Source organism: Cupriavidus sp. FW306-01-F10A (assembly GCF_058782785.1).
Window position 1 is genome coordinate 63,125 of sequence record NZ_JBYSYA010000013.1, and the last position, 22,529, is coordinate 85,653.

At 69.1% G+C, this 22,529-nt stretch carries 18 protein-coding genes and 1 pseudogene; 14 read left to right on the forward strand and 5 right to left on the reverse strand.

What is annotated here, in order from left to right; translation table 11 throughout:
- Nucleotides 1–71 precede the first annotated feature (71 nt).
- Together AC3WLF_RS19255 and AC3WLF_RS19260 are read left to right on the forward strand one after the other, a co-directional pair.
- Nucleotides 72–1,310, forward strand: coding sequence for an efflux RND transporter periplasmic adaptor subunit (locus tag AC3WLF_RS19255; protein ID WP_492321344.1), 1,239 nt, complete (start codon nucleotides 72–74; stop codon nucleotides 1,308–1,310).
- Between the two features lie 3 nt (nucleotides 1,311–1,313).
- On the forward strand, nucleotides 1,314–4,520 hold the full coding sequence (locus AC3WLF_RS19260; protein WP_492358644.1) for an efflux RND transporter permease subunit: 3,207 nt from the start codon (nucleotides 1,314–1,316) through the stop codon (nucleotides 4,518–4,520).
- Between the two features lie 26 nt (nucleotides 4,521–4,546).
- On the opposite strand, the gene AC3WLF_RS19265 is transcribed toward AC3WLF_RS19260, so the two are convergent.
- Entirely contained in the window at nucleotides 4,547–4,927 is a 381-nt protein-coding gene (locus AC3WLF_RS19265) for a helix-turn-helix domain-containing protein (protein ID WP_492321342.1), read from the reverse strand.
- The gene (locus AC3WLF_RS19270) at nucleotides 4,924–5,181 is read right to left on the reverse strand and encodes a type II toxin-antitoxin system RelE family toxin (RefSeq protein WP_492358645.1); all 258 of its coding nucleotides are present in this window, start codon (nucleotides 5,179–5,181) and stop codon (nucleotides 4,924–4,926) included. Before AC3WLF_RS19270 ends, AC3WLF_RS19265 begins: the two co-directional genes overlap by 4 nt.
- Nucleotides 5,182–5,309: 128 nt before the next feature.
- On the opposite strand from AC3WLF_RS19270, the gene AC3WLF_RS19275 reads away from it, so the two are divergent.
- The 11 genes and pseudogenes from AC3WLF_RS19275 (at nucleotide 5,310) to AC3WLF_RS19325 (ending at nucleotide 17,971) form a co-directional block, all read left to right on the forward strand.
- Complete coding sequence (locus tag AC3WLF_RS19275) at nucleotides 5,310–5,951, forward strand: TonB-dependent receptor domain-containing protein (protein ID WP_492358646.1); 642 nt, start codon at nucleotides 5,310–5,312, stop codon at nucleotides 5,949–5,951.
- A pseudogene (locus tag AC3WLF_RS19280) lies at nucleotides 5,951–9,048 on the forward strand (cobaltochelatase subunit CobN). Before AC3WLF_RS19275 ends, AC3WLF_RS19280 begins: the two are co-directional and overlap by 1 nt.
- A complete protein-coding gene (locus AC3WLF_RS19285) occupies nucleotides 9,045–9,392 on the forward strand; it encodes a DUF2149 domain-containing protein (protein ID WP_492356862.1) in 348 nt (115 codons plus the stop codon). Before AC3WLF_RS19280 ends, AC3WLF_RS19285 begins: the two are co-directional and overlap by 4 nt.
- 16 nt (nucleotides 9,393–9,408) lie before the next feature.
- Nucleotides 9,409–10,245 carry a ChaN family lipoprotein gene (locus tag AC3WLF_RS19290; protein ID WP_492358647.1) on the forward strand — a complete coding sequence of 279 codons (837 nt, stop codon included), beginning with the start codon at nucleotides 9,409–9,411 and terminating at the stop codon, nucleotides 10,243–10,245.
- A gap of 394 nt (nucleotides 10,246–10,639) precedes the next feature.
- Entirely contained in the window at nucleotides 10,640–11,608 is a 969-nt protein-coding gene (locus AC3WLF_RS19295; RefSeq protein ID WP_492321335.1) for a Bug family tripartite tricarboxylate transporter substrate binding protein, read from the forward strand.
- 230 nt (nucleotides 11,609–11,838) lie between these two features.
- Nucleotides 11,839–12,312: a tripartite tricarboxylate transporter TctB family protein gene (locus tag AC3WLF_RS19300; RefSeq protein ID WP_492321334.1), complete on the forward strand. Its 474-nt coding sequence runs from the start codon at nucleotides 11,839–11,841 to the stop codon at nucleotides 12,310–12,312.
- 32 nt (nucleotides 12,313–12,344) lie between these two features.
- Nucleotides 12,345–13,859 carry a tripartite tricarboxylate transporter permease gene (locus AC3WLF_RS19305; protein ID WP_010811346.1) on the forward strand — a complete coding sequence of 505 codons (1,515 nt, stop codon included), beginning with the start codon at nucleotides 12,345–12,347 and terminating at the stop codon, nucleotides 13,857–13,859.
- A gap of 124 nt (nucleotides 13,860–13,983) precedes the next feature.
- Nucleotides 13,984–15,042 carry an AbrB family transcriptional regulator gene (locus AC3WLF_RS19310; protein WP_492352297.1) on the forward strand — a complete coding sequence of 353 codons (1,059 nt, stop codon included), beginning with the start codon at nucleotides 13,984–13,986 and terminating at the stop codon, nucleotides 15,040–15,042.
- A 50-nt stretch (nucleotides 15,043–15,092) separates the two neighbouring features.
- Complete coding sequence (locus tag AC3WLF_RS19315) at nucleotides 15,093–15,515, forward strand: PaaI family thioesterase (RefSeq protein ID WP_492358648.1); 423 nt, start codon at nucleotides 15,093–15,095, stop codon at nucleotides 15,513–15,515.
- 22 nt (nucleotides 15,516–15,537) lie between these two features.
- Nucleotides 15,538–16,434 carry a patatin-like phospholipase family protein gene (locus AC3WLF_RS19320; RefSeq protein WP_492321331.1) on the forward strand — a complete coding sequence of 299 codons (897 nt, stop codon included), beginning with the start codon at nucleotides 15,538–15,540 and terminating at the stop codon, nucleotides 16,432–16,434.
- 67 nt (nucleotides 16,435–16,501) lie between these two features.
- Nucleotides 16,502–17,971: a dihydrolipoyl dehydrogenase family protein gene (locus AC3WLF_RS19325; protein ID WP_492321330.1), complete on the forward strand. Its 1,470-nt coding sequence runs from the start codon at nucleotides 16,502–16,504 to the stop codon at nucleotides 17,969–17,971.
- Between the two features lie 3 nt (nucleotides 17,972–17,974).
- Here AC3WLF_RS19325 and AC3WLF_RS19330 read toward each other — a convergent pair whose 3' ends face one another.
- Together AC3WLF_RS19330 and AC3WLF_RS19335 are read right to left on the reverse strand one after the other, a co-directional pair.
- A complete protein-coding gene (locus AC3WLF_RS19330) occupies nucleotides 17,975–19,429 on the reverse strand; it encodes a sensor histidine kinase (protein ID WP_492358649.1) in 1,455 nt (484 codons plus the stop codon).
- A 2-nt stretch (nucleotides 19,430–19,431) separates the two neighbouring features.
- Nucleotides 19,432–20,106, reverse strand: a complete 675-nt coding sequence (locus AC3WLF_RS19335; protein ID WP_010811352.1) for a response regulator — start codon at nucleotides 20,104–20,106, stop codon at nucleotides 19,432–19,434.
- A gap of 296 nt (nucleotides 20,107–20,402) precedes the next feature.
- Between AC3WLF_RS19335 and AC3WLF_RS19340 the strand changes: the two genes are divergently transcribed.
- Nucleotides 20,403–21,497, forward strand: a complete 1,095-nt coding sequence (locus tag AC3WLF_RS19340) for an ABC transporter substrate-binding protein (RefSeq protein ID WP_492358692.1) — start codon at nucleotides 20,403–20,405, stop codon at nucleotides 21,495–21,497.
- 9 nt (nucleotides 21,498–21,506) lie between these two features.
- Here the strand turns inward: AC3WLF_RS19340 and AC3WLF_RS19345 are convergent, their stop codons facing one another.
- Entirely contained in the window at nucleotides 21,507–22,250 is a 744-nt protein-coding gene (locus tag AC3WLF_RS19345) for a TetR family transcriptional regulator (protein WP_492321328.1), read from the reverse strand.
- Nucleotides 22,251–22,529: the final 279 nt, after the last annotated feature.

Here is a 22,529-nt window from a genome sequence, read left to right on the forward strand (position 1 = left end):
CATCTGGGCACAACCAGCCGGGCGATTACGGGGAGTGGCGCGAAGACGCGGTGCAGAGGGTCCACACAAATATGAAATCTGACAGGATCGACCAGCCCAAGGGCTTCGTCGACAGCAACTGGAGGGCGGCCGCCGGAACCGGGCGCGGCCGCGTGTCGCCGTGGGCGGTGGTGGCCGTGGTGCTGGTGATTGCCGGCCTGGGCTGGTTTGCCTGGCGTACCTGGCTTGCGCCCAAGCCGGCGCCCAAGGCGCCGGCAGCCGTGGTGGTGTCCACCGCGCGCGTGCAGCAGGGCGACGTGCCGCTGCAGGTCACGGCCAACGGCAATGTCACCGCGCTGTCCACCGTCGAGGTGCGCCCGCAGGTGTCCAGCACCGTGCGCACGGTCCATATCAAGGAAGGCCAGACCGTCAAGCCGGGCGACCTGCTGTTCTCGCTCGATACCCGCATGGACGAGGCCAACCTGGCCAAGGCGCAGGCCCAGTTGCTGCGCGACCAGGCCGACCTGGCCGATGCCCGGCGCACGCTCGCGCGCAGCCAGGAGCTGCTGCAGCGCAACTTCATCTCCAAGAGCGCGGTCGACACCGCCCAGGCCAAGGTGGATGGCTTTGCCGCCACCGTGCGCGCCGACCAGGCCGCGATCGAAGCCAGCCGCGTGGCGGTCAGCTACGGCGCCATCCGCGCCACCATCAGCGGCCGCACCGGCGTGATCAATGCCTTCCCGGGTTCGCTGGTGCTGCCCAACAGCACCCAGCCGATGGTCATCATCGCCCAGGTGCAGCCGATTGCCGTCACCTTCAGCCTGCCCGAGCGGCAGCTGGGCGCGCTGCGCGAGGCGCTGCACGCCGGCCCGGTGCAGGTCACCGCGCTGCCCAACGACGGCAGCAAGACCCCGGTGACCGGCAGGATCACCTTTGTGGATAACACCGTCGATCCGCAGTACGGCACCATCCGCGTCAAGGCGCAGTTCGACAATGAGGAGCAGCGGCTGTGGCCGGGCACCTATGCCAACGTCAACGCCGTGGTGCAGACCCTGAAGGGCGCGCTGTCGGTGCCGCCGCAGGCGGTGGTGACCGGCCCCGAAGGCCGCTTTGTCTATGTGGTACAGCCCGACAGCAAGGTGGCGCGCGTGCCGGTGCAGGTGGTGACCACCACTGCCGCCGCCGCCGTGGTCGAGGGGGTGCAGCCCGGCGCCCGCGTAGTCGTGGAAGGCATGCAGAACCTGCGCCCCGGCGCGCTGGTGCGCGAGGCCCCGGCCGCCGGCGCCTCGGCCGCCGCCGCCCGCCCGGCCACCGCCACTGCGGGGCACTGAATCATGACGCTGTCTGAACTTTGCATCCGCCGCCCGGTGATGACAGTGCTGCTGTGCCTGGCGGTGGTGGTCGCCGGCATCGTGCTGTACCCGACCATCCCGATCGCGGCGCTGCCCAGCTTCAACTCGCCGGTGATCCAGGTCACCGCCACGCTGCCCGGCGCCAGCCCGGAGACGATGGCGGCGTCGGTGGCCACGCAACTGGAGAAGCAGTTCGCGACCATCCCCGGCGTGACGGTGATCAGCTCGCAGAACACGCTCGGCAACTCCAGCATCACCATCGAATTCAACAACGACCGCGATATCGACGATGCGGCCGTCGACGTGCAGGCGGCGCTGTTCCGCGCCCAGCGCTCGCTGCCGATCGAGATGACGGTGCCGCCGTCGTACCGCAAGGTCAACCCGGCCGATGCGCCGGTGCTGCTGCTGGCGATCAACTCGCCGGCGATGAGCCTGGCTGACCTGAACGCCTTTGGCGACAACCTGATCTCGCCCACGCTGGCCACGCTGCCGGGGGTGGCGCAGGTGCAGATCTTCGGGCAGAAGCGCTTTGCCGTGCGTGTGCGCGCCCACCCCGATGCGCTCGCCGCGCGCGGGCTGACGCTGGACGAGCTGGCCACGGCGCTCAATCGCGCCAACGCCAACACGCCGGTGGGCACGCTCGACAGCGCGCGCCAGACCCTGACCATCCAGGCCAACCGGCAGCTGACCAGTGCCGACGCCTTCCGCAACATCATCGTGGCCAGCCAGCCCAGCGGCGCGCTGGTGCGGCTCTCCGACGTGGCCGAGGTCGAGGATAGCGTCGAGACCATCAAGACCGGCAGCTGGCTCAACAACGAGCGCTCGATCGTGCTGGCGGTGCTGCGCCAGCCCGACGCCAACACCGTGGCGGTGGTCGATGCGATCAACGCCGCCCTGCCCCGCCTGATCCAGCAGATGCCGGGCTCGGTCAATGTGTCGGTGGTCAACGACCGCTCGCGCTCGATCCGCGAATCGATCCACGACGTGCAGTTCACGCTGGCGCTGACCGTTGCGCTGGTGGTGATGGTGATCTTCCTGTTCCTGCGCCGCGCCGCCGCCACGCTGATCCCCACGGTGTCGCTGCCGATCTCGCTGATCGGCACGGTAGCGCTGATGAAGGCGTTCGGCTACAGCCTGGACAACGTCTCGCTGCTGGCGATCACGCTCGCCGTGGGCCTGGTGGTGGACGATGCCATCGTCATGCTCGAGAACATCGTGCGCCATATCGAGGAAGGCGTGGCGCCGCTCAAGGCCGCGCTGGTGGGTTCGCGCGAGATGGGCTTCACCATCCTGTCGATCTCGATCTCGCTGGTGGCGGTGTTTATCCCGATCTTCTTCATGCCCGGCGTGATCGGGCTGTTGTTCCATGAATTCGCGGCGGTGGTGTCGCTGGCGATCCTGGTCTCGGCGCTGGTCTCGCTGACGCTGATCCCGATGTTGTGCGCGCGCTTTTTGTCGGCCGAGAACGTGCCGGTGGATGAGTCGCACCACGCCTATGGCGACCATGCGCCGGGCCATGTGGCGCCGCCCGCCGTGGCGCAGAAGCAGACCCTGGGCATGCGCTCGACGCAGTGGTTCGAGAACCTGTTCGAGTTCACGCTGCACCGCTATGCGCGCGGGCTGGACTGGTGCCTGGCGCACCGCCGCTCGGTGCTTGCGGTCGCGGGCCTGACCTTCGTGCTGACCGCGGTGCTGTTCGTCACCATTCCCAAGGGCTTCTTCCCCGAAGAGGACATCGGCCAGATCCGCGTCAACGCCGAAGGCCCGCAGGACATCTCCTTCGACGCCATGGCGGAACGCCTGCGCGACGCCGCCGAGCGCATGCGCGCCAACCCCGCGGTCAAGAGCATCGTGGTCGCCATCGGCGGCGGCCCGTCGCCGGCCATCAACACCGGGCGCATGTTTGTCGAACTGAAGCCGCGCGGCGAACGCGAGGCCATGCCCAGGGTGATCGAGTCGCTGCGGCGCGATGTTGCCGGAGTGCCGGGCCTGGCGGTGTACTTTGCGCCGGTGCAGAACCTGCAGCTGGGCGGGCGCCAGAGCAAGAGCCGCTACCAGTACACATTGCAGAGCGTGAAGGCCAGCCAGCTGCAGGACTCGTCCGACAAGCTGATGGCGAAGATGCGCGCCGATCCGATCTTCCGCGACGTCACCAGCGATTCGCAGCAGTCCGGGCTGGAGGCGCACCTGTCGATCGACCGCGACAAGGCCAATGCGCTGGGCGTGCAGATGCAGGACGTGCGCACCGCGCTGTACTCGGCCTTCGGCGAGCGGCAGGTGTCGACCATCTATACGCCGATCGACAACTACTACGTGATCCTGCAGGCGGCCGATGTCGACCGCACCGACGAGAGCGCGTTCTCCAAGCTCTATGTGCGCAGCAAGACCGGCCAGATGGTGCCGCTCTCAGCCTTCGCCACCACCGAGCGCCGGGTCGGGCCGATCTCCGTCAACCACCAGGGGCAGCTGCCTTCGGTGACGGTGTCGTTCAACCTGGCGCCGGGCGCGGCGCTGGGCGATGCTTCGGCACGCATCGACCGCTACCGGCAGGAGATCGCCATGCCCAGCTCGATCTTCACCAGCTGGGGCGGCGACGCGGCGGTGTTCCAGTCGTCGCAGGCGACGCAGATCGTGCTGCTGGTGGCAGCCATCGCGGTGATCTACACGCTGCTGGGCGTGCTGTATGAAAGTTATATCCATCCGCTGACGATCCTGGCGGGGTTGCCTTCAGCGGCGGTTGGCGCGTTGCTGACGCTGTTCATCTTCAATGTCGAGCTGTCGCTGATCGCCGTGATCGGCGTGCTGATGCTGATCGGCATCGTCAAGAAGAACGCGATCATGATGATCGACTTCGCGCTGGCGGCGCAGCGCGAACAAGGGATGACACCGGCGAAGGCGATCCGGCAGGCGTGCCTGCTGCGCTTCCGGCCGATCATGATGACGACCTTTGCTGCCGTGATGGGGGCGTTGCCGCTCGCGCTCGGCTTGGGCGCCGGTGCCGAGTTGCGCCAGCCGCTGGGGCTGGCGGTGGTTGGCGGCCTGCTGTTCTCGCAGGTGATCACGCTGTTTATCACGCCGGTGATCTACCTCGCGCTGGACCGGTTCTCGGGGACGGGGCCGTTGCAGATCGATTCGGAGGGGAACAAGCTGCCGGAGAAGGCGCCTGGGGAAGCGGTGAAGCAGCACTGAGGCTTTCTTGCTCCCCTAACCTCGTCTCAGCCTTCTCCCTGGTCTGCCAGCATCTCCCAGGGTACGTCCAGCGCCTTCGCCAGCTTCCGCAGCGCGTCGTGGCTGCCGGGTCGGGAGCGGTTCTCGATCTGGCTGAGATAGGGCTTGCTCAGGCCGCAGGCCCGGGCAAGCGCGTCCTGTGTCATCCGGCGGTAATTGCGCCAGGCCTTCACTGGGTGATCTCCCGCCAGCTCGGCGTCCAGCACCGCGGCAGGCACCCGGAAGCCATCGTCCTCGGCCTTGGCAGCATCGAACAAGGCGACGTCGTCGGCAGCTTCGATGAGATGCTTCACGCGTTCCCAGACCTCGATTGGCACCACCGCAAACTCGCGACGGCCATCCCGCTCGATGAATTGGATTTCGGTCATTGGTAGGCGCCTCCACGGGAACTGACCGCCAGCACCAGGATTACTAGCCGGCCGTCTTCAATCTGGTACAGCACGCGCCAGTCACCCACCCGCAGCCGGTAGCCATCGCGGCCGGCGAGCTTGGTGGCGTTCGGGTTCGGAGCATAGGGATCCACGGCAAGGGCATCGATCTTTGCGCGGATCCTTGCCGCTACGTTCCTGGGCATTGCCTTCAAGGCCTGCGCGGCTTGCTTGGTGAACTCGATGGCGTACATGGGTATGTTAGCGAGGCGCTAACACCGTCGCAAATAAAGTTTGCAACGGGTTGCTGGGCCGGTCTCCAACATTGCACACATGTGGTACTGCCGCCACATCCTTTGATCTAAGGGATCCCTCCGACCTGATGCACGGTCGCAAGGCCGGCGGCGAGCTGGGCCTGAACTGGAACGGCATCGACAGCGGCTTCGGCCAGACCGCCGGCCCGTCCGACCCGGCCTGCCTGCCCGGCCTGCGCGCGACCTACCAGTACCGCAACCAGACCAGCGTGCGCATCTACGGCGCCGAATGGCGCGGCACGTGGCGCTTCCTGCCGCAATGGCGCGTCGACGGCGCGGTGGCCTATGCGCACGGCAACAACGAGCAGACCGGCCAGCCGCTGAACAGCGTGTCGCCGCTGCGCGCGAGCGCGGGCCTGAGCTGGGAGCGCACGCCGGGCCGGGGCGCGGGCATTCGCTGGCGCGGCGCGCGTCCGGTCACGCGCACCGACGATACCTCGTTCACCTACTTCAAGCCGTCGGGCTACGGCGTGGTCGACCTGCAGGCGTGGTGGCGCTTCCACCGCTACGTCAGCGTGGCGCTGTCGGTAAACAACCTGTTCGACAAGAAGTACTGGCTGTGGGGCGATGTGCGCCAGACCGGCGTCGCGGCCACCGAGCCCGGCTGGTGGCGACCGACCGCTACGAGGCCCACGGCGTTGACGACAAGCTTGCCGCACAGCTGCATGCGTACTACGTCAACGGCGGCCGTGCCAACTTCAGCGCGATGATGCGCACGCTGGCCGCGCAGCAGTTCCGCCTGCGCGCCGACGGCGATATCCCGGCACCGGTCGCCTTCCCCAAGGCGGCCTACTACCATCCTAAGCTGGCCAACGTCATCACCACCTCGCCGGAAGAAGCGCTGGCCGCGACCGGCAGCAGCGGCCCGGTGATCGGCATCGCCATCCACCAGGCCTATGTCTCGGGGCTGGACAGCGCCTTTATCGACGACCTGATCCGCCGCCTGGAAGCCCGCCATGCGCGCGTGCTCACCTTCTACGGCCCGGTGATGGATGCCGACGGCATCCTGCGCATGGCCATGCCCGAAGGCAGGCGCCTGGTCGACGTGCTCATCAACGGCCAGATCATGCTGAACCCGCAGGGGCGCAAGGCCGAGTTCGAAAAGCTCGACGTGCCCGTGATGCAGGTGATGCCCTACCGCAAGGGCGATGCGCAGGCGTGGCAGGACGATCCGCACGGCATCAGCCTGACCGATACGCCGTTTTACCTGGTGCAGCCCGAACTGGCCGGCGTGATCGATCCCATCGTCGCGGCCGCTACCGCGAAGGGCGACGGCGCCATCGTCAGCCTGCCGGCGCAGCTCGACACCGTTGCCGACAAGGCGCTGGCACTGGCGCGGCTGCGGCAGCTGCCCAATGCCGACAAGCGCGTGGCGATCCTCTACTACAACTACCCGGCCGGCGAGAAGAACCTGTCTGCATCGTTCCTGAACCTGCCCAGGAGCCTGGCCAGCACGCTGGCCGCGCTGCGCGCCGCTGGCTATGCGACCGAGGCCGCCGACGAAGCGCGTCTGCAACGCGACCTGGGGGCGCTGCTTGCGCCCTTCTACCGCAGCGGCAAGCTCGAACCATTGCTCGATGCGGGCATGGCGGTGTGGATGCAGATGTCGCAATACCGGCGCTGGTACGAAGCGCAGCCTGCCGCATTCCGCGCCGCGGTGGCGCAGCGCAGGGGCAACCCCGAGCAATCGGCGATGGCCACCACGCGCAACGGCGAGGCCGGTTTCGTGATTCCGCGCCTGCAGCTCGGCAATGTCGTGCTGATGCCGGTGCCGCCGCGCGGCGAGCGCAGTGAATCCGACGAGAAGGCGCTGTACCACTCCACCACCACGCCGCTGAACCACTTCTACATGGCCGCCTACCTGTGGGCACGCGAAGGGCGCGAGGCGCTGGTGCACTACGGCACGCACGGCACGCAGGAATGGACGCCGTGTCCGTCACCGACCAGCCCTACCTCGTGCTGGGCAGCGTGCCAGTGATCTACCCGTATATCGTCGACGACGTGGGCGAGGCCATCCAGGCCAAGCGCCGCGGCCGCGCGGTGATCGTCAGCCACCAGACGCCGCCGTTTCGCCCGGCGGGCCTGCATACCGAGCTGGTGTCGCTGCACGACCAGCTGCACCAGTTCCTGCAGCAGGATGCAGGCGCGGTCAAGGACACGATCAGGCAGCAGATCCTGGCGCGCAGCGCCACCATGCACCTGTTCGAGGACATGGGCTGGACCGCGGCGCGCGCGCGCACCGATTTCACCGGCTATCTCGATGCACTGCATATCCACCTGCATGAACTCGGCGGCACGCTGCAGCCCTATGGCCTGCATACCTTCGGCCGGTCGCAGGACGACGGGCTGCGGCTCTACACGACCATGGCGATGCTCGGCAAGGACTGGCTCAAGCGCGTGTTCCCGGAAGCGCCGGAGGAGCTGTTCGCGGTCGACTACGCGCAGCTTGCGCAAACCGCGCCCTACGCGATGGTGCGCCGCTACGTGGCCGAAGGTGCCCCACTGGACGAGCTGCGCGATGCGCGCCAGCGCGAAGACATGCAGCGCGCCCGGCAGCTCTACGCCAGCCTCGACGCTGCGCCGGAGAACGCGGGATTGCTGACCGCGCTGGCAGGCCGGCACCTGTTGCCAGGCACCGGCGGCGATCCGGTGCGCAATCCCGACACGCTGCCGACCGGACGCAACCTGTATGGCTTCGATCCCTCCAAGGTGCCCAGCCGCGAAGCCTGGAAGGCCGGCCAGGCCGCGGCCGAGGCCATGATCGCCGACTGGCGCAAGCGCCATGGCCGGTATCCCGACAAGCTGGCGTTCTCGCTGTGGAGCGTGGAGACCATGCGCCACCAGGGCATGCTGGAAGCGCAGGTTCTAGCGGCGCTGGGCGTGCGGCCGAGGTGGGACGATGGCGGCCGCGTCGTCGGCGTGGAAGCGATTCCCGCGACGGAACTCGGGCGCCCACGCGTGGACGTGGTGCTGTCGGCAACGGGCCTGTATCGCGATCACTTCCCCAACCTGATGAAGTGGCTGGCCGAGGCGGTGAAGCTGGCCGCCGCGCAGCCGGAGGCCGACAACGTCGTCGCCGCCAACACGCGCGCGGTGCGCGAGCGGCTGGCAAAGCTCAAGGTCCCCGCCGACCGGCTCGATGCGCTGGCCGTGACACGCATCTTCGCCAGCGAATCGGGCAACTACGGCACCGGCCTGAACGATGCCGCGATGGCCACCGACACCTTCGGCAGCGGCCGTGAGGCCGACGCCAAGCTGGCCCAACTCTACCTTGCGCGCATGCAGTACGCCTACGGCCCTGACGAGCAGCACTGGGGCGAGGCGCTGCCGCAGGTCAACCTGTATGCCGAGAACCTGAAGGGCGTGGATGGCGCGCTGCTGTTCCTGTATGCCTTCTGGGCGCTGGGCGAGTTCGCCATGCAGGCCTGGCTGCGCGCGCGCCATCCGATTGAAAGCGGGCGCGGCTACGTGCTGGTGACGTGGGCGCGCCGGCACAAGGTGGCCAATGCCGATGCGCTCGACGTTGCCGCGCACCGCCTGCTGGAACGCCCGCGCATCGCCACGCGCGTGGCGCCGATGCTGGGGCTGGTGGCCACCATGATCCCGATGGGTCCGGCGCTCAAGGGCCTGTCCGGCGGCAACCTGGCCAATGTGGGCGAGAATCTCACCATTGCCTTCTCCGCGGTGATCCTGGCACTGATCGCGGCCAGCATCACCTTCTGGGTGGTCAATGTGCGCCGCCGCTGGCTGGCCGAGGAGCTGGTGTGGCTGGGCCAGTCGCGGCCGCAATGGGAGCCCGCGGAATGAAGTTCCTGGAAGAGAGCGAAGCCGACGACCCGATCCTGTCGGTGGTCAACCTGATCGACGTGTTCCTGGTGGTGATCGTCGCCCAGCTGGTGGCGATCGCGCAGAATCCGGCCAACCCGTTCACGCATGACGACGTGACCATCATCACCAACCCGGGCAAGCCCAATATGGAGATCGTGTCGCGCCAGGGCGAGAAGGTGGTGCGCTACCAGGCCAGCGGGCAGGTGGGTTCGGGCGACGGCATCAAGGCTGGCGTAGCCTATCGGATGAAGGATGGGTCAATGGTGTATGTGCCGGAGCAGGCGGGGCAGCAGGCCGCCGGCCCCACCACCACAACGAGATGAGGAAAGGATCTTGGTGATGTCATTGCGTTTGCCTGTCGCCAGCATGCTGGCCGCCGCTGTTGCTGTGCTCGCTACCGGCTGTGCGGCCACGCGCCCCGCTCCCGAGGCGGTCAGCGCCGCCTTCGCCGGCAAGTCCTACGTGCTGCTGGGCGAGGTCCACGACAACGCCGCCGCGCAGCAGCAGCGCCTGGCCGCGCTGACGCGCGCCATCGAGCAAGGCTGGCGCCCGGCCATCGCCATGGAGCAGTTCGACCGCGAGCGCCAGCCCGATATCGAGCGCGCCCGCCGCGAGCGCCCGCGCGATGCCGACTACCTGATCGCCCAGGCCGGCGGCGGTGCCTGGCAATGGCCGCTGTACCGGCCGGTGGTGGCGCTGGCGCTGCAGTACGACCTGCCGCTGGTGGCGGCCAACCTGTCGCGCGCCGACGCCGGCAAGATCGTGCGCGGCGGACTGGACAGCCTGTTCCCGGCCGGCGAGCGCCGGCAGCTGGGCCTGTCCGGTGCGCTGCCCGACGACCTCGTGGCCGCGCAGACGGCGGTGCTGGACCTGGGCCACTGCGGCAATTTCCCCAAGGCCATGCTGCCCGGGATGCTGGCGGCGCAGGCCGCGCGCGATGCGGTGATGGCGCAGACGCTGCGCCCCTACGCGCAGCGCGGCGCGGTGCTGATCGCCGGCAACGGCCACGTGCGGCGCGACATCGGCGTGCCGCGCTGGCTGGGGGCGGGCGTGGGGCAGGTGGTCAGCGTGGGGTATGTGGAAAACCCGCCTGCCGACGGCGAGTTCGACATGGCCGTGGTGGTGCCGGCGGTGGCGCGCAAGGACCCGTGCCTGCAGGCGAAGCCGGCGGCGTGAGGCCGAATGCTCCCAAGCGGCTCGAGCTAGTCTCGAGGTTTGCTCCCTCTCCCCTCAGTGGGAGAGGGGCGCAAACCGGCGGCATGCCGGGGCGCCATCCACGTAAACCCCGACCATTTCTCCCACCAATTGACAGCCTTTTGACAGTTTCCGCCGCCTAGAATCCGCCCCATGACCGGTAATTCCGGTCTGACGTTCACCAAAAGTCCAAGAACAGTCCCGGCCACGCCCCGCCGCGCCGGACAGGAGACAAGCACCGGGACTGCGCCTTGCGCGCAGTCCGCCAGGCTGTCTTCCCGTCCCCCGCAACGCAGTGGCAGCCGGAACGCCCGGGTCGGATCGCGGCTGCCAGCAGGCTGGCATGGCGCATCCCCGGTAACACCAGGAGACCGCTATGCGCCGTACCTATTCCCGCCTGGCCCATGCCGTGATGGCATCGGCCGCCGTTGCCGCCACCTTCGCCGCCGCGCCGGCCTTTGCGCTGGACAGCGTCAAGGTCATGATCGGCGCCAACCCCGGCGGCGGCTTTGACCAGACCGGCCGCTCGCTGGGCGCCGCGATGATTGCCGCGGGCCAGGCCAAGACCGCTTCATACGACAACAAGGGCGGCGCCGGCGGCACCATCGCGCTGACGCAGTTCGTCAATACCGACAAGGGCAACCCCAATGCGCTGATGGTGGTGGGCGCGGTGATGGTGGGCGCGATCGAGACCAACAAGCCGCCGGTCACGCTGAAGAACGCCACCCCGATCGCACGCCTGTTCGCCGACACCATGGTCATCACCGTGCCGGCCAGCTCGCCGATCAAGTCGATCAAGGACCTGACCACGCAGCTCAAGGCCAACCCGGGCAGCGTCAGCTGGGGCGGCGGCTCCAAGGGTTCGATCGACCACATCCTGGCCGGCCTGATCGCCAAGGAATCGGGCGTCGATCCCAAGAAGATCAACTACGTGCCGTTCCAGGGCGGCGGCGAAGCCTCGGCCTCGATCATGGGCGGCCACGTGACGGTGGGCATTGCCGGTGTGTCGGAATTCCTGCCCTTCATCAAGAGCGGCAAGATGCGCGCGCTGGCGGTGACCTCCAAGGACCGCACCGCCGATATCCCGACGCTCAAGGAGCAAGGCGTGAACGTCGAGATCTATAACTGGCGCGGCGTGTACGGCGCGCCCGGCATCAGCGCCGAGCAGCGCAAGGCCATGATTGACGCGGTGGTCAAGGCCACCGAGAGCCAGGCCTGGAAGGACACGCTGCAGAAGAATGACTGGACCCCGTTCCTGCTGACCGGCGACGAGTTCGGCAAGTTCGTCGACAGCGAATCGGCCCGCCTGGGCGGCTCGCTGCGTGAACTGGGCGTGGCCAAGTAAGTACTGCCGGCAGCACCCAAACCGGCAGTACCGCATCAACCTGCTTTACCTGTCGTGCCTGCCAACCCCGCCGGTGAACCCGGCGGGGGGAAAACGGCGCAGGGCCCGGTGTCCACCTGCGATACCAGACAAATAACCATATGTCGCCGGGCCCTGCCGCCGCGCGGGCAGCACCTGCCAGCGTCGCGGACGCCAGCACCCATGCTGGCGACAAAGGCCAAGGAGTCTCCATGAAACCCTCGCACCTCGCCATCGGCATTGCCGTGCTGGCGCTCTCGCTGTTTTTCTTCCTCGGGCTGTCCGGCATTTCCGGCGACGAGGGCTACGCCGGCCTGTCGCCGCGCTTCGTGCCCACGCTGGTGGCCGTCGGCCTGGCCGTGTGCGGCGCGCTGCTGACCTGGCAGGGCGTGCGCGGCGGTTTCCGCAACATGCCGGAAGAAGATGCCGAGCTGCCCAACGCGCCGCACAACTTCGGCGGCTTCCTGTGGGTGGCCGCGGGCCTGGTGCTGAACATGGCGCTGATCGGCACGCTTGGCTTCGTGATCGCTTCCACGCTGCTGATGGTGTGCGTGGCGCGTGGCTACGGCAGCCGCCGCATCGTGCGCGACGCGCTGATCGGCCTGTGCATCACGGTGCCGATGTGGGCGCTGTTTGAATTCCTGCTCGGCATCAACCTGCCGCTGCTGCCCATCGCCGGCTTCTGAGCCCGCCCGCCCGTCCAGCAAGGAGTCTTCGAATGGATACCCTGAACCAGCTGATGCACGGCTTTGCCGTGGCCATCACGCCGATCAACCTGATGTGGGCCCTGGTGGGCTGCTTCCTTGGCACCGCCATCGGCGTGCTGCCGGGCATCGGCCCCGCGCTGACGGTGGCGATGCTGCTGCCGCTGACCGCCAAGGTGGAACCGACCGCCGCGCTGATCATGTTCGCCGGCATCTACTACGGCGCGATGTACGGCGGCTCGACCACCTCGATCCTGATGAACACGCCGGGCGAGTCTTCCACCATGGTCACAGCCATGGAAGGCAACCTGATGGCCAAGAACGGGCGCGCCGGCCCGGCGCTGGCCACTGCGGCGATCGGCTCGTTCGTGGCGGGCACCATCGCCACGGTGATGCTGTCGATGTTCGCGCCGGTGGCGGCGGACGTGGCGCTGCAGTTCGGCCCGGGCGAGTACTTCATGATCATGCTGCTGGCCTTCACCACGGTCTCGGCCGTGCTGGGCTCGTCGCTGCTGCGCGGCATGACCGCACTGTTCCTGGGCCTGGGCATCGGCCTGATCGGCATGGATTCGCTGTCGGGCCAGACCCGCTATTCGATGAACGTGCAGGAGCTGTACGACGGCATCGACATCGTGGTGGTGGCGGTGGGCCTGTTCGCGGTGGGCGAGGCGCTGTTCAACGCGTTCTTCCCGCAGCCGGCAGGCACCTTCAACAAGCTCAGCTCGGTCCACATGAACAAGTCGGACTGGAAGCGCTCGATCCCGGCGTGGATCCGCGGCACCTTCATCGGCTTCCCGTTCGGGCTGATCCCCGCCGGCGGCGCCGAGATCCCGACCTTCCTGTCGTATGCCACCGAGAAGAAGCTGTCGGACCACAAGGAAGACTTCGGCAAGGTCGGCGCGATCGAAGGCGTGGCCGGCCCCGAAGCGGCCAACAACGCCGCAGTGACCGCGACGCTGGCCCCGCTGCTGACGCTGGGCATCCCCACCTCCAACACCACCGCGATCCTGCTGGCCGCGTTCCAGAACTACAACCTGCAGCCGGGCCCGATGCTGTTCCAGACCTCGGGCGACCTGGTGTGGGGCCTGCTGGCGTCGCTGTATATCGGCAACGTCATGCTGCTGGTGCTGAACCTGCCGGCGATCGGGCTGTGGGTGCGCATGCTGCGCGTGCCCACGCCGCTGCTGTACGGCGGCATCCTGATCTTCGCCGGGCTGGGCGCCTACGGCATCCGCCAGTCGTGGTTCGACCTGCTGCTGCTGTTCGTGGTCGGCCTGCTGGGCATGGTGATGCGCCGCTTCGACTTCCCCACCGCGCCGGTGATCGTGGGCATGATCCTGGGGCCGATGGCCGAGAAGCAGCTGCGCAATGCGCTGTCGATCGGCCAGGGCGACTGGACCCTGTTCCTGCGCCAGCCGATCTCGGCCACCATCCTGGCGCTGACCGTGGCGGTGGTGGTGATCCCGCGCCTGTTGCGCTGGCACGCGACCCGCACCTCGGCGCACGCGCAGGCCGACAACGCGGCCTGATGCACGCGATCTTGCGGTAAGCTTTGCGAGGCCCGCACGCCAATGGTGTGCGGGCCTCTTGTCTTTCGTCTCTCGTTTTCCAAAACAACAAGGCGCCGGCGCTTCCGTGCCAGGCCGCTGAACCATGCGTCTCTTCTCCAACCCCTGGCTGTCCGCGCTGCCCACGCTGGCGCTCGGGCTGGCCGCCGCCCTGCTCTGCTCCGCGCTGCATACCCCGCTGCCGTGGATGATCGGCCCGCTGCTGGCCGTGGCCGCCGCGCGCATGGCCGGGGCCGACCTGCGGGCGCCGTCGCAGGCCCGCAATGCGGGCCAGTGGGTGATTGGCGCGTCGCTCGGGCTCTACTTCACGCCGGACGTGGTGGCGCGGCTGGTGGAGTACCTGCCCTACATCATTGCCGGCTCGCTGTTCGCGCTGGTGCTGGGCGCGGGCGGTGCCATCCTGCTGCGGCGGACCACCGGCGTGGCCTTCAAGACCGCGTTCTTCTCCACCGCCATCGGCGGCGCCTCGGAGATGGCCAACCTGGCCGAGCGCAACGGCGCGCGCATCGACCAGGTGGCGGCCGCGCATTCGCTGCGGGTGCTGATGGTGGTGGTGACCGTGCCGGCCATCTTCCAGTACGGCGGCATCCACGGGCTCGACCCCTATATCCCCGGCCCGCGCGTGGTCAGCGCGCCGGGGCTGCTGGCGCTGGTCGCGATCACGCTGGGCGTGGCGCTGCTGGTGAAGCGGCTGAACATGCCCAACCCGTTCGTGATCGGCACGCTGCTGGCCGCGGCGGTGCTGACCGCGTCCGGGATCGAGCTGTCGGCCATCCCCACCTGGATGAGCCGTGCCGGCCAGCTGCTGATCGGAGTCTCGCTGGGGGTGCGCTTCTCGCGCGAGTTCCTGCATACCGCGCCGCGCTTCCTGTCGGGCGTGGCGCTGTACACGGTGATCGCACTGGTGGTGTCGGCGCTGTTCGGCTGGGGGCTGGCGGCGCTGTCGGGCGCGCACCCGGCCACGGTGATCCTGGGCACCACGCCGGGCGGCATTGCCGAGATGTGCATCACGGCCAAGGTGCTGGAGGTGGGGGTGCCGCTGGTGACCGCGTTCCACGTGATCCGGATGGCCTTCGTGGTGCTGGCCACCGGCCCCCTGTATCATTGCCTCAAACATCGCGTCGCGCCGGAGGAGACAGAGTAGCGGTCCGTCACAGGACGGCTACGGTGCGGCCAGCCAGAACCAGGAGCGCCATGTCCGAAGCCGCACCGCAATTCAGCCTCACCGATATCGATGCCACGCTGGAGCGCGTGCTGGCGCCATGGGTGCGCCAGCTCCGCCTGCGTGCCGAGGCCGTCGATGCCCAGGGCGTTACGCTGCGCCTGCCATTCAGCGAATCGTTCCGCCATGCGGGCGGCGTGGTCTGCGGCCAGGTGCTGATGTCCGCCGCCGATACCGCCATGATCGTCGCCGTGGCCAGCGCGCTGGGCGCGTTCCGCCCGATGACCACGGTCACGCTCACCACCAACTTCATGCGCCCGGTGATCGACGGCGACGTGCTGGTGCGCGCCAACGTGCTGCGCCTGGGCAAGACCGTGGTGTTCGGCGAGATCGAGCTGACTGGCACCGACGGCAAGCTGGCGGTGCAGGCCACCACCACCTACGCCCTGCTCTGATCCGCTCGCAACGCCAGCGTCCATGACTTCCGGCCACACCCATCCCTTCGACCAGGTCGTCTTTGCCGGCGGCGGCAACCGCTGCTGGTGGCAGGCGGGCTGGTGGGACACGGTCGCGCCGGAACTGGAGCTGCGCCCGCGCGTGATCGCCGCGATCTCGGCCGGTGCGGCGACGGCGTGCATGGTCTATGCGCACGACTCGCACCAGACCATGGACTACTACCGCGAGGTGCTGTCCAACAACCGCCGCAATGCCTACTGGGGCAACCTGCTGCGCAATGAGCGCGTGTTCCCGCACTACGGCATCTACCGCACCGCGCTGCTGACGATCTTCGCCGACGGGCGCCTCTCGCACCTGCAGCAGGCGCCGGAGATCCGCATCGGCGTGGCCCATATCCCGCGCTGGAGCGGCCCGCGCCTGGCGGTGGCAGCGGGGCTGCTGGCGTACAACATCGACAAGCATGTGCTCAAGACGCTGCACCCGCGGCTGGGGCGCAAGCTGGGCTTCCGGCCGGAGTTCGTGCGCGCGCAGGACTGCGATTCGCCCGAGCAGCTGGCCGACCTGCTGCTGCAGTCGGCCTCCACGCCGCCGTTCACGCCGGTGCTGCGCCGCGGCGGCCGCCCGGTGCTGGACGGCGGGCTGGTCGACAACGTGCCCGTGGACGCGCTCGATGCCACCCCGGGCAATGTGCTGGTGCTGGTGACAAGGCTGTATCCGCGCCCGCGCCGTTTCGTGCTTGAGCAAGGCGGCCAGCGCCGCCTGTACCTGCAGCCCTCGCAGCGCGTGCCGATCTCGAGCTGGGACTACACCCGGCCCGATGCCATGACGCACGCCTACGAGCTGGGCCGCCGCGACGGGGAAACTTTCCTGCGCGAGTGGCCGTCGATCCTGAATACCGAACTGCGGCCCGCTGCCTAGTGATTCGTTTGCTGGCGCTGGCCTGATTGTTGTCGATGCGGCCCGCGTGCCGCGACAGGAGGCATGGATGACTAAGCGCCAGACAACCCCCGCCGGGGCCAAGGAACCGCGGCGCGCCCGCGAGGTCAGCGCGGCGCCGCCGGTGGAGCAGGTGCCGCGCGTGCGCGACGGCCGCACGCGGCGCAACGACAAGGTGCGCAAGGCAGACCTGGTGGTGATCGGCGGCGGCTCGGGCGGCGTGGCCTGCGCGCGGCGTGCCGCCGCGCACGGCGCACGCGTGATCCTGGTCGAGCGCGATGCCATCGGCGGCACCTGCGTCAACCGCGGCTGCGTGCCCAAGAAGATGCTGTCCTACGGCGCCGGCTGGTCGGCCATCCTGTCGGGCTGCCTGTCGCATACCGGCGGGCGTGAGGACTGGCGCGATGCCATCGTGCGCGTCAATGCCGAGGTTGCGCGGCTGAATGCGGGCTACACCCAGCGCCTGCACGAATCCGGCGTGGAAATCCTGCGCGGCGATGCGCTGGTCACCGGCAAGGACGAAGTGCGCGTCGGCGACGAGACCATTCACGCGCGCCGCATCCTGATTGCCACCGGCGCGCGCCCGCGTGACCTCGAAGTCCCCGGCGGCGAACTGGCCGCCAGTTCCGACGACGTCTTCACCTGGCAGACCGTGCCGGGTTCGATCGCGGTCATCGGCGGCGGCTACATCGGCGTGGAGCAGGCCTCGATCCTGTCGCGCTACGGCGTCAAGGTAGACCTGATCGTTGCCGGCGACCGGCTGCTGCCCCACTTCGACCACGACATCTCCCGGTCGCTGGCCGAGGCACTGACCGCGCGCGGCGTGCGCCTGCACCTGAACGCCAGGGTGCACCTGCTGAGCCAGGCCAACGGGGCCGTTGAAGTTTGCTACCGTCCCACCGACCGCCCGGGCCAGACCGAGGCTGTGCGCGCGCAGGCCGCGCTGGCGGCGATCGGGCGCATTTCCAACGTGCAGGGCTTCGGGCTCGAGGCGCTTGGCGTGGACTTTGGCGACAAGGGCGGCATCCGCGTGGACCGCCAGTTCCGCAGCAACGTGCGCGGCATCTACGCGCTCGGCGACGCCGTCGACGGCCTGCACCTGACCCCGGTGGCCACCGCGCAGGGCCGCTGGCTGGCCGACCGCCTGTACGGCCGGCGCGGCGAACGCGCCGATTTCGACTTCGTGCCCACCGCGGTGTTCTGCGAGCCCGCCATCGGCGCCGTGGGCCTGACCGAGGCCCAGGCGATCGCAGCCGCCGGCAAGCCCGATCGCATCCGCACCGTGGTCAAGCGCTTTGTCTCGCTGGAAAACCGCTTTGCCGGCACCTCCCACCAGTCGATGTTCAAGCTGGTGCTGAACGCGCGCAGCGGGCGCGTGCTCGGTGCGCACCTGATGGACGACGCCGCGCCCGAGATCGTGCAGACGCTGGCGGTGGCATTGCGGCTGGGCGTGCGCGAATCGCACCTGCAGACCACGGTGCAGCTGCATCCGACGGTGGCGGAGGAGTTATATGGTTAGGGGTTATTCGCCGATGGGCAGCTTCAGCACCGCGCGCACGCCGGTGCCCTGCAAGCCGTCGCCAAGCTCCACCGTGCCGCCAAAGCGCGCCGCCATCTCGCGCGAGATCGCCAGCCCCAGCCCGGAGCCCGGCTCCGCATTGCCCACGCGCCGGTAGAAGCGCGCGAAGACCTTTTCGCGCTCTTCGGCCGGAATGCCCGGCCCATCGTCTTCCACCACCAGGCAGGCGGTCTGGTCGGCGCGCGTGGCCGACAGCGTGATGCGGCTGCCGCGTGGCGAGTACTGGATCGCATTGTGGACCAGGTTGGCCAGCGCCTCGCGCAGCAGCGCGGGGTCGGCGCGCACCGGCAGCTTCAGCCCCGGCACCGGCTCCCAGCCGAAGTCCTGCTGCTTGCCGCGCGCCAGCGGCAGGTAGTCCAGCGCCACCTGCTCGGCCACGGTGACGGCGTCGATGATGTCGATGCCATCGGCTTCCTGGGCGGCTTCGCCGTGGTGCTGGCGTACCCGCGCCAGCGCCAGCAGCTGGTTGGTCAGGCGCGCGGCCTGCTCCAGCTGGGTGACGATGCCGCCCACGGCTTCGCCGGCGGCCTGGCGCGCGGCTTCGGGGTCGGGCGCGTGCAGCTGGCGCTGGGCGTATTCGGCCTGGGTCTTCAGGATGGCCAGCGGCGTGCGCAGCTGGTGCGCGGCGTCGGCGATGAACTGGGCCTGCGACTGCGCCATCGCCGCGGAGCGCGACACGTGCAGGTTGACCGCGTCGACCAGCGGGCGCACCTCGGCGGGCACGCGCTCGAATGTAAGCGGTGTCAGGTCATCCGGCGAACGCGCTTCCACGTCGTCGCGCACGCGCGCCAGCGGGCGCAGCACGTAGGTGACGCCGCCCACCAGGATGCCGGCGCTCAGCAGGATCAGCAGCAGGTCGCGCGCCAGCGCGCTGCGCCAGACCGTGCCGATCAGCGTGGTGCGCGGCTCGGCGGTCTCGGCCACCTGGATGATCACGCGCATGCGCGCGTCCGGGCGGTATACCGGCCGCGCCATCGCGGCGATGCGCACGGCCTCGCCCAAATATTCGGCGTCGTAGAAGCGCGGCTGGTTGTTGACGAGGGTGCCGGCAGGCAGCGGCAGGTCGTCGTAGCCGGTGACGGTCTCGACCTGGCCGGCGCGCTCGGTCGACACGCGGTAGAACACATGGGTCTGCGCCGCGGTCTCGAACATCTCCATGGCGGCATCGGGCAGGGTCAGCTGGACGTTGTCGCCAGCCATGCCGATGGCACTGTCGATGGCGCGGATCGAGCCATAGAGCGAGCGGTCATAAGCCGTGTTGGCGGCGTCGCGCAGGGTGCCGTAGGTGAGCCAGGTGTCGATCGCCATCATCGCCGCCAGCGCCGGCACCAGCAGCAACAGCAGTTGCCGGCGCAGGCTGCCGCGGCGCCAGGACGGGACGCGATGGCGCCGCGCCATCTTCAGCGCCCGGCCTCGGGCTCCAGCAGGTAGCCGAAGCCGCGCAGGGTGACGATGGTGACGCCGTGCCCGGCCAGCTTCTTGCGCAGCCGGTAGACCAGCACCTCGATCGCGTCGGGCGAGACATCGGCGTCGAGCGAGAACACCTTGTCGAGCAGCTGCGCCTTGGTCAGCGGCTGGCCGCTGCGTGCCAGCAGCGCGCCCAGCAGGGTCGATTCGCGCGGGGTCAGCGCCAGCGGGGCGCCGTCCAGCGTGAAGCTGCGGGTCTCGCCGTCGAACACCAGCGTGCCGCACTGCAAGCGCGGATGCGCGCGCCCGCGGCTGCGGCGGATCAGCGCCAGCAGCCGCGCTTCCAGCTCGGCAATGGCAAAGGGCTTGGGCAGGTAGTCGTCGGCGCCCAGGTTCAGGCCGCGCACGCGTTCGTCCAGCGTGTCCTGCGCGGTCAGGATCAGCACCGGGGTGCGGTCGTCGCGCGCGCGCATGGACTTGAGCACGGCCAGCCCGTCCTTGCCGGGCAGGCGCAGGTCGAGCAGCACCGCGTCGTATTCCTCGGCCTGCAGGCGGGCCTCGGCCTGCAGCCCGTCGGCGACATGCTCGATCACAAAGCCGCCCTGCTCCAGCGCGCGGGCGACCCAGCGTGCCAGTTCGATTTCATCCTCCACCAGCAGGATGCGCATGCCGGTCTCCTCCTCTGCCGGTTTGGTCCATGTTTCAGTCGCGGCGGCGGAAAACGTCCGCACAACAGGGGGCTGCACCGATGGAGCGCGCCCGCCGCGGGCGCCTATAATACCCCCGCCCCGCTGGTCCCGGCGCGTGTTGTCCGTGCGCCCGCTCCCTTCCACAGGCAGTTCTTCCGTTTCCGACCACCGTGCCCACGCGTCCACCCCCGCCGTCCCTGCCGTGCGCCTGCGAGCCGCCTGCCTCGGGGCAGCGCCGCCGCCTGCTGGGCGCATCGCTGCTGGCCGGCGCCACCTTGCCGGCCGCGTGGCCCCTTCATGCCCAGTCTAGGCCCCCGGTGCCGCCGCCGGGGTATCCGTCCGGGTATGACGCCACCATCGCCGGCGCCATGCGCGAAGGCATGGTCACGGTCTATGCATCGACCGACCTGAAAGTGGCGCAGCCGCTGATCGCCGCGTTCGAGGCGCGCTACCCGGGCATCCGCGTGCACTACCAGGATCTCAACACGATCGAGCTGAACCAGCGCTTCCTGGCCGAGACCGCGGCGCTGGGCGGCAGCCGGCCCGCGCCCGGTGCGGCCTTCGCCGACGTGCTGTGGAGCACGGCCATGGACCTGCAGATCAAGCTCGTCAACGACGGCCATGCGCAGCGCTACGCCTCGCCCGAGCGCGGCGGCCTGCCCGGCTGGGCGGTGTGGCGCGACGAGGCCTGGGGCACCACCTTCGAGCCCGCGGTGATCGTCTACAACCGCCACCACCTGGCCGGCATGCGCCCGCCGCGCAGCCGCAGCGGGCTGGCGCGGCTGCTGCAGGAGCACGCGCCGCGCTGGCATGGCAAGGTGGTGACGTATGACGTGGAGCGCTCGGGCGTGGGCTACCTGCTGGCGCAGCAGGATGCGCGCATGGGCAGCGAGTTCTGGTACCTGGCGCAGGCGCTGGGGCGCGCCGGGGTGCAGCTGTCGGCGTCCACCGCCGAGATGATCGAGCGCATCGCCAGCGGCGAGCTGGTGATGGGCTACAACCTGCTGGGTTCGTACGCGCTGTCGCTGATGGAGCGTGGCGCGGCCATCGACGTGATCGCCCCGCGCGACTACACGCTGGTGATGTCGCGGGTGGCCTTTATTGCCCGGCGCGCGCCGCGGCCCAATGCGGCGCGGCTGTGGCTGGACTACCTGCTCTCGCGCGAGGGCCAGGCGCTGCTGGCCAAGTCGACCTCGCAGCTCTATACCATCCGCACCGATACCGACAGCGTGCACACCGCGGCGGCATTGTCCGAGCGGCTGGGCTACGCGCTCAAGCCGATCAGCGTCGGCCCGGGCCTGCTGGCCGCGCAGGACGCGATGCGCAAGCGCGCATTCCTGGCGCGCTGGCGCGAGGCCATGCGCGGCTGAGCGCGCGGCTCAGGGGACCAGGTCGCCGGTATCGAGCCCGCCCGGCTGGCCGTTCGGGCAGGCCTGCTGGCACAGCGTGGACAGTTCCCGGTCCAGCGCCGCCATCGGGCGCGGCACGTAGCCGTGGCGCAGCGCCGGTGAGAACTTCAGGGTATCGATGAAGGCGTCGGACATGCGCTCGGCGTTGGCGTCGAGGTCGAAGTCCTGCGGCGAGAACAGCCAGTGCGCCAGCACCCCGCCGATGGCGGCATGGAAGGCGTTGACGGCCAGGTCCAGGTCCAGGTCGGCGGGCAGCTGGCCGCGCTCCAGGGCCAGGCGCAGGTGCTCGCGCATCTTGATCAGGCCTTCCTGGTGCGACTGGCGCTGGCGCTCGAAGATGGCGCCGTTGTCCTGCACCATTTCGCACTTGTGGAAGATGATCTCGAACACCCGGCGCCAGCGCGGGTTGACCACGGTCTGGCGCATCACATAGGCGCAGATGTCGCGGATGCCGCCGAGCGGGTCTTCCTGGCGCGCGAGCCGCTCGGGGTCGCACAGCGCTTCCACGGGCAGGTTGACGCGGTCGCACATGGCGGCGAACACATCGCTCTTGTTCTTGAAGTGCCAGTAGATCGCGCCGCGCGTGACACCCGCCGCCTCGGCGATGTCGGCCAGCGACGGGCGTGCCACGCCGCGGGCGTGGAACACGGCTTCGGCCGCGTCGAGAATCCGGTGGCGCGTTTCAAGCGCCTCTTCCTTGGTACGTCTGACCATTTTTGTCTCTGGTGCCGGCGGCATGACGCGATCGAGCCGTCATGGCCAGCCTTGTTAGTTCTCCCTGGGTGCGGCCCCCGCTGTGGCAGCCGCACGGGCCGGCGCACGCGCCGGCGGGTCGTTGTCGTCACATGCCAATGTGCTTGCAGCTTGCGAGCCGACACGACGGCGCGCATCCTAACCCGAGCCGGCGGTTTGCGCCGTGATTCCGAACGGGTAGGGAGGCAATTCGGACTGGCCGGTTGGGTTTGACCGGGGCCAGGATCCGTATTCCAGCGG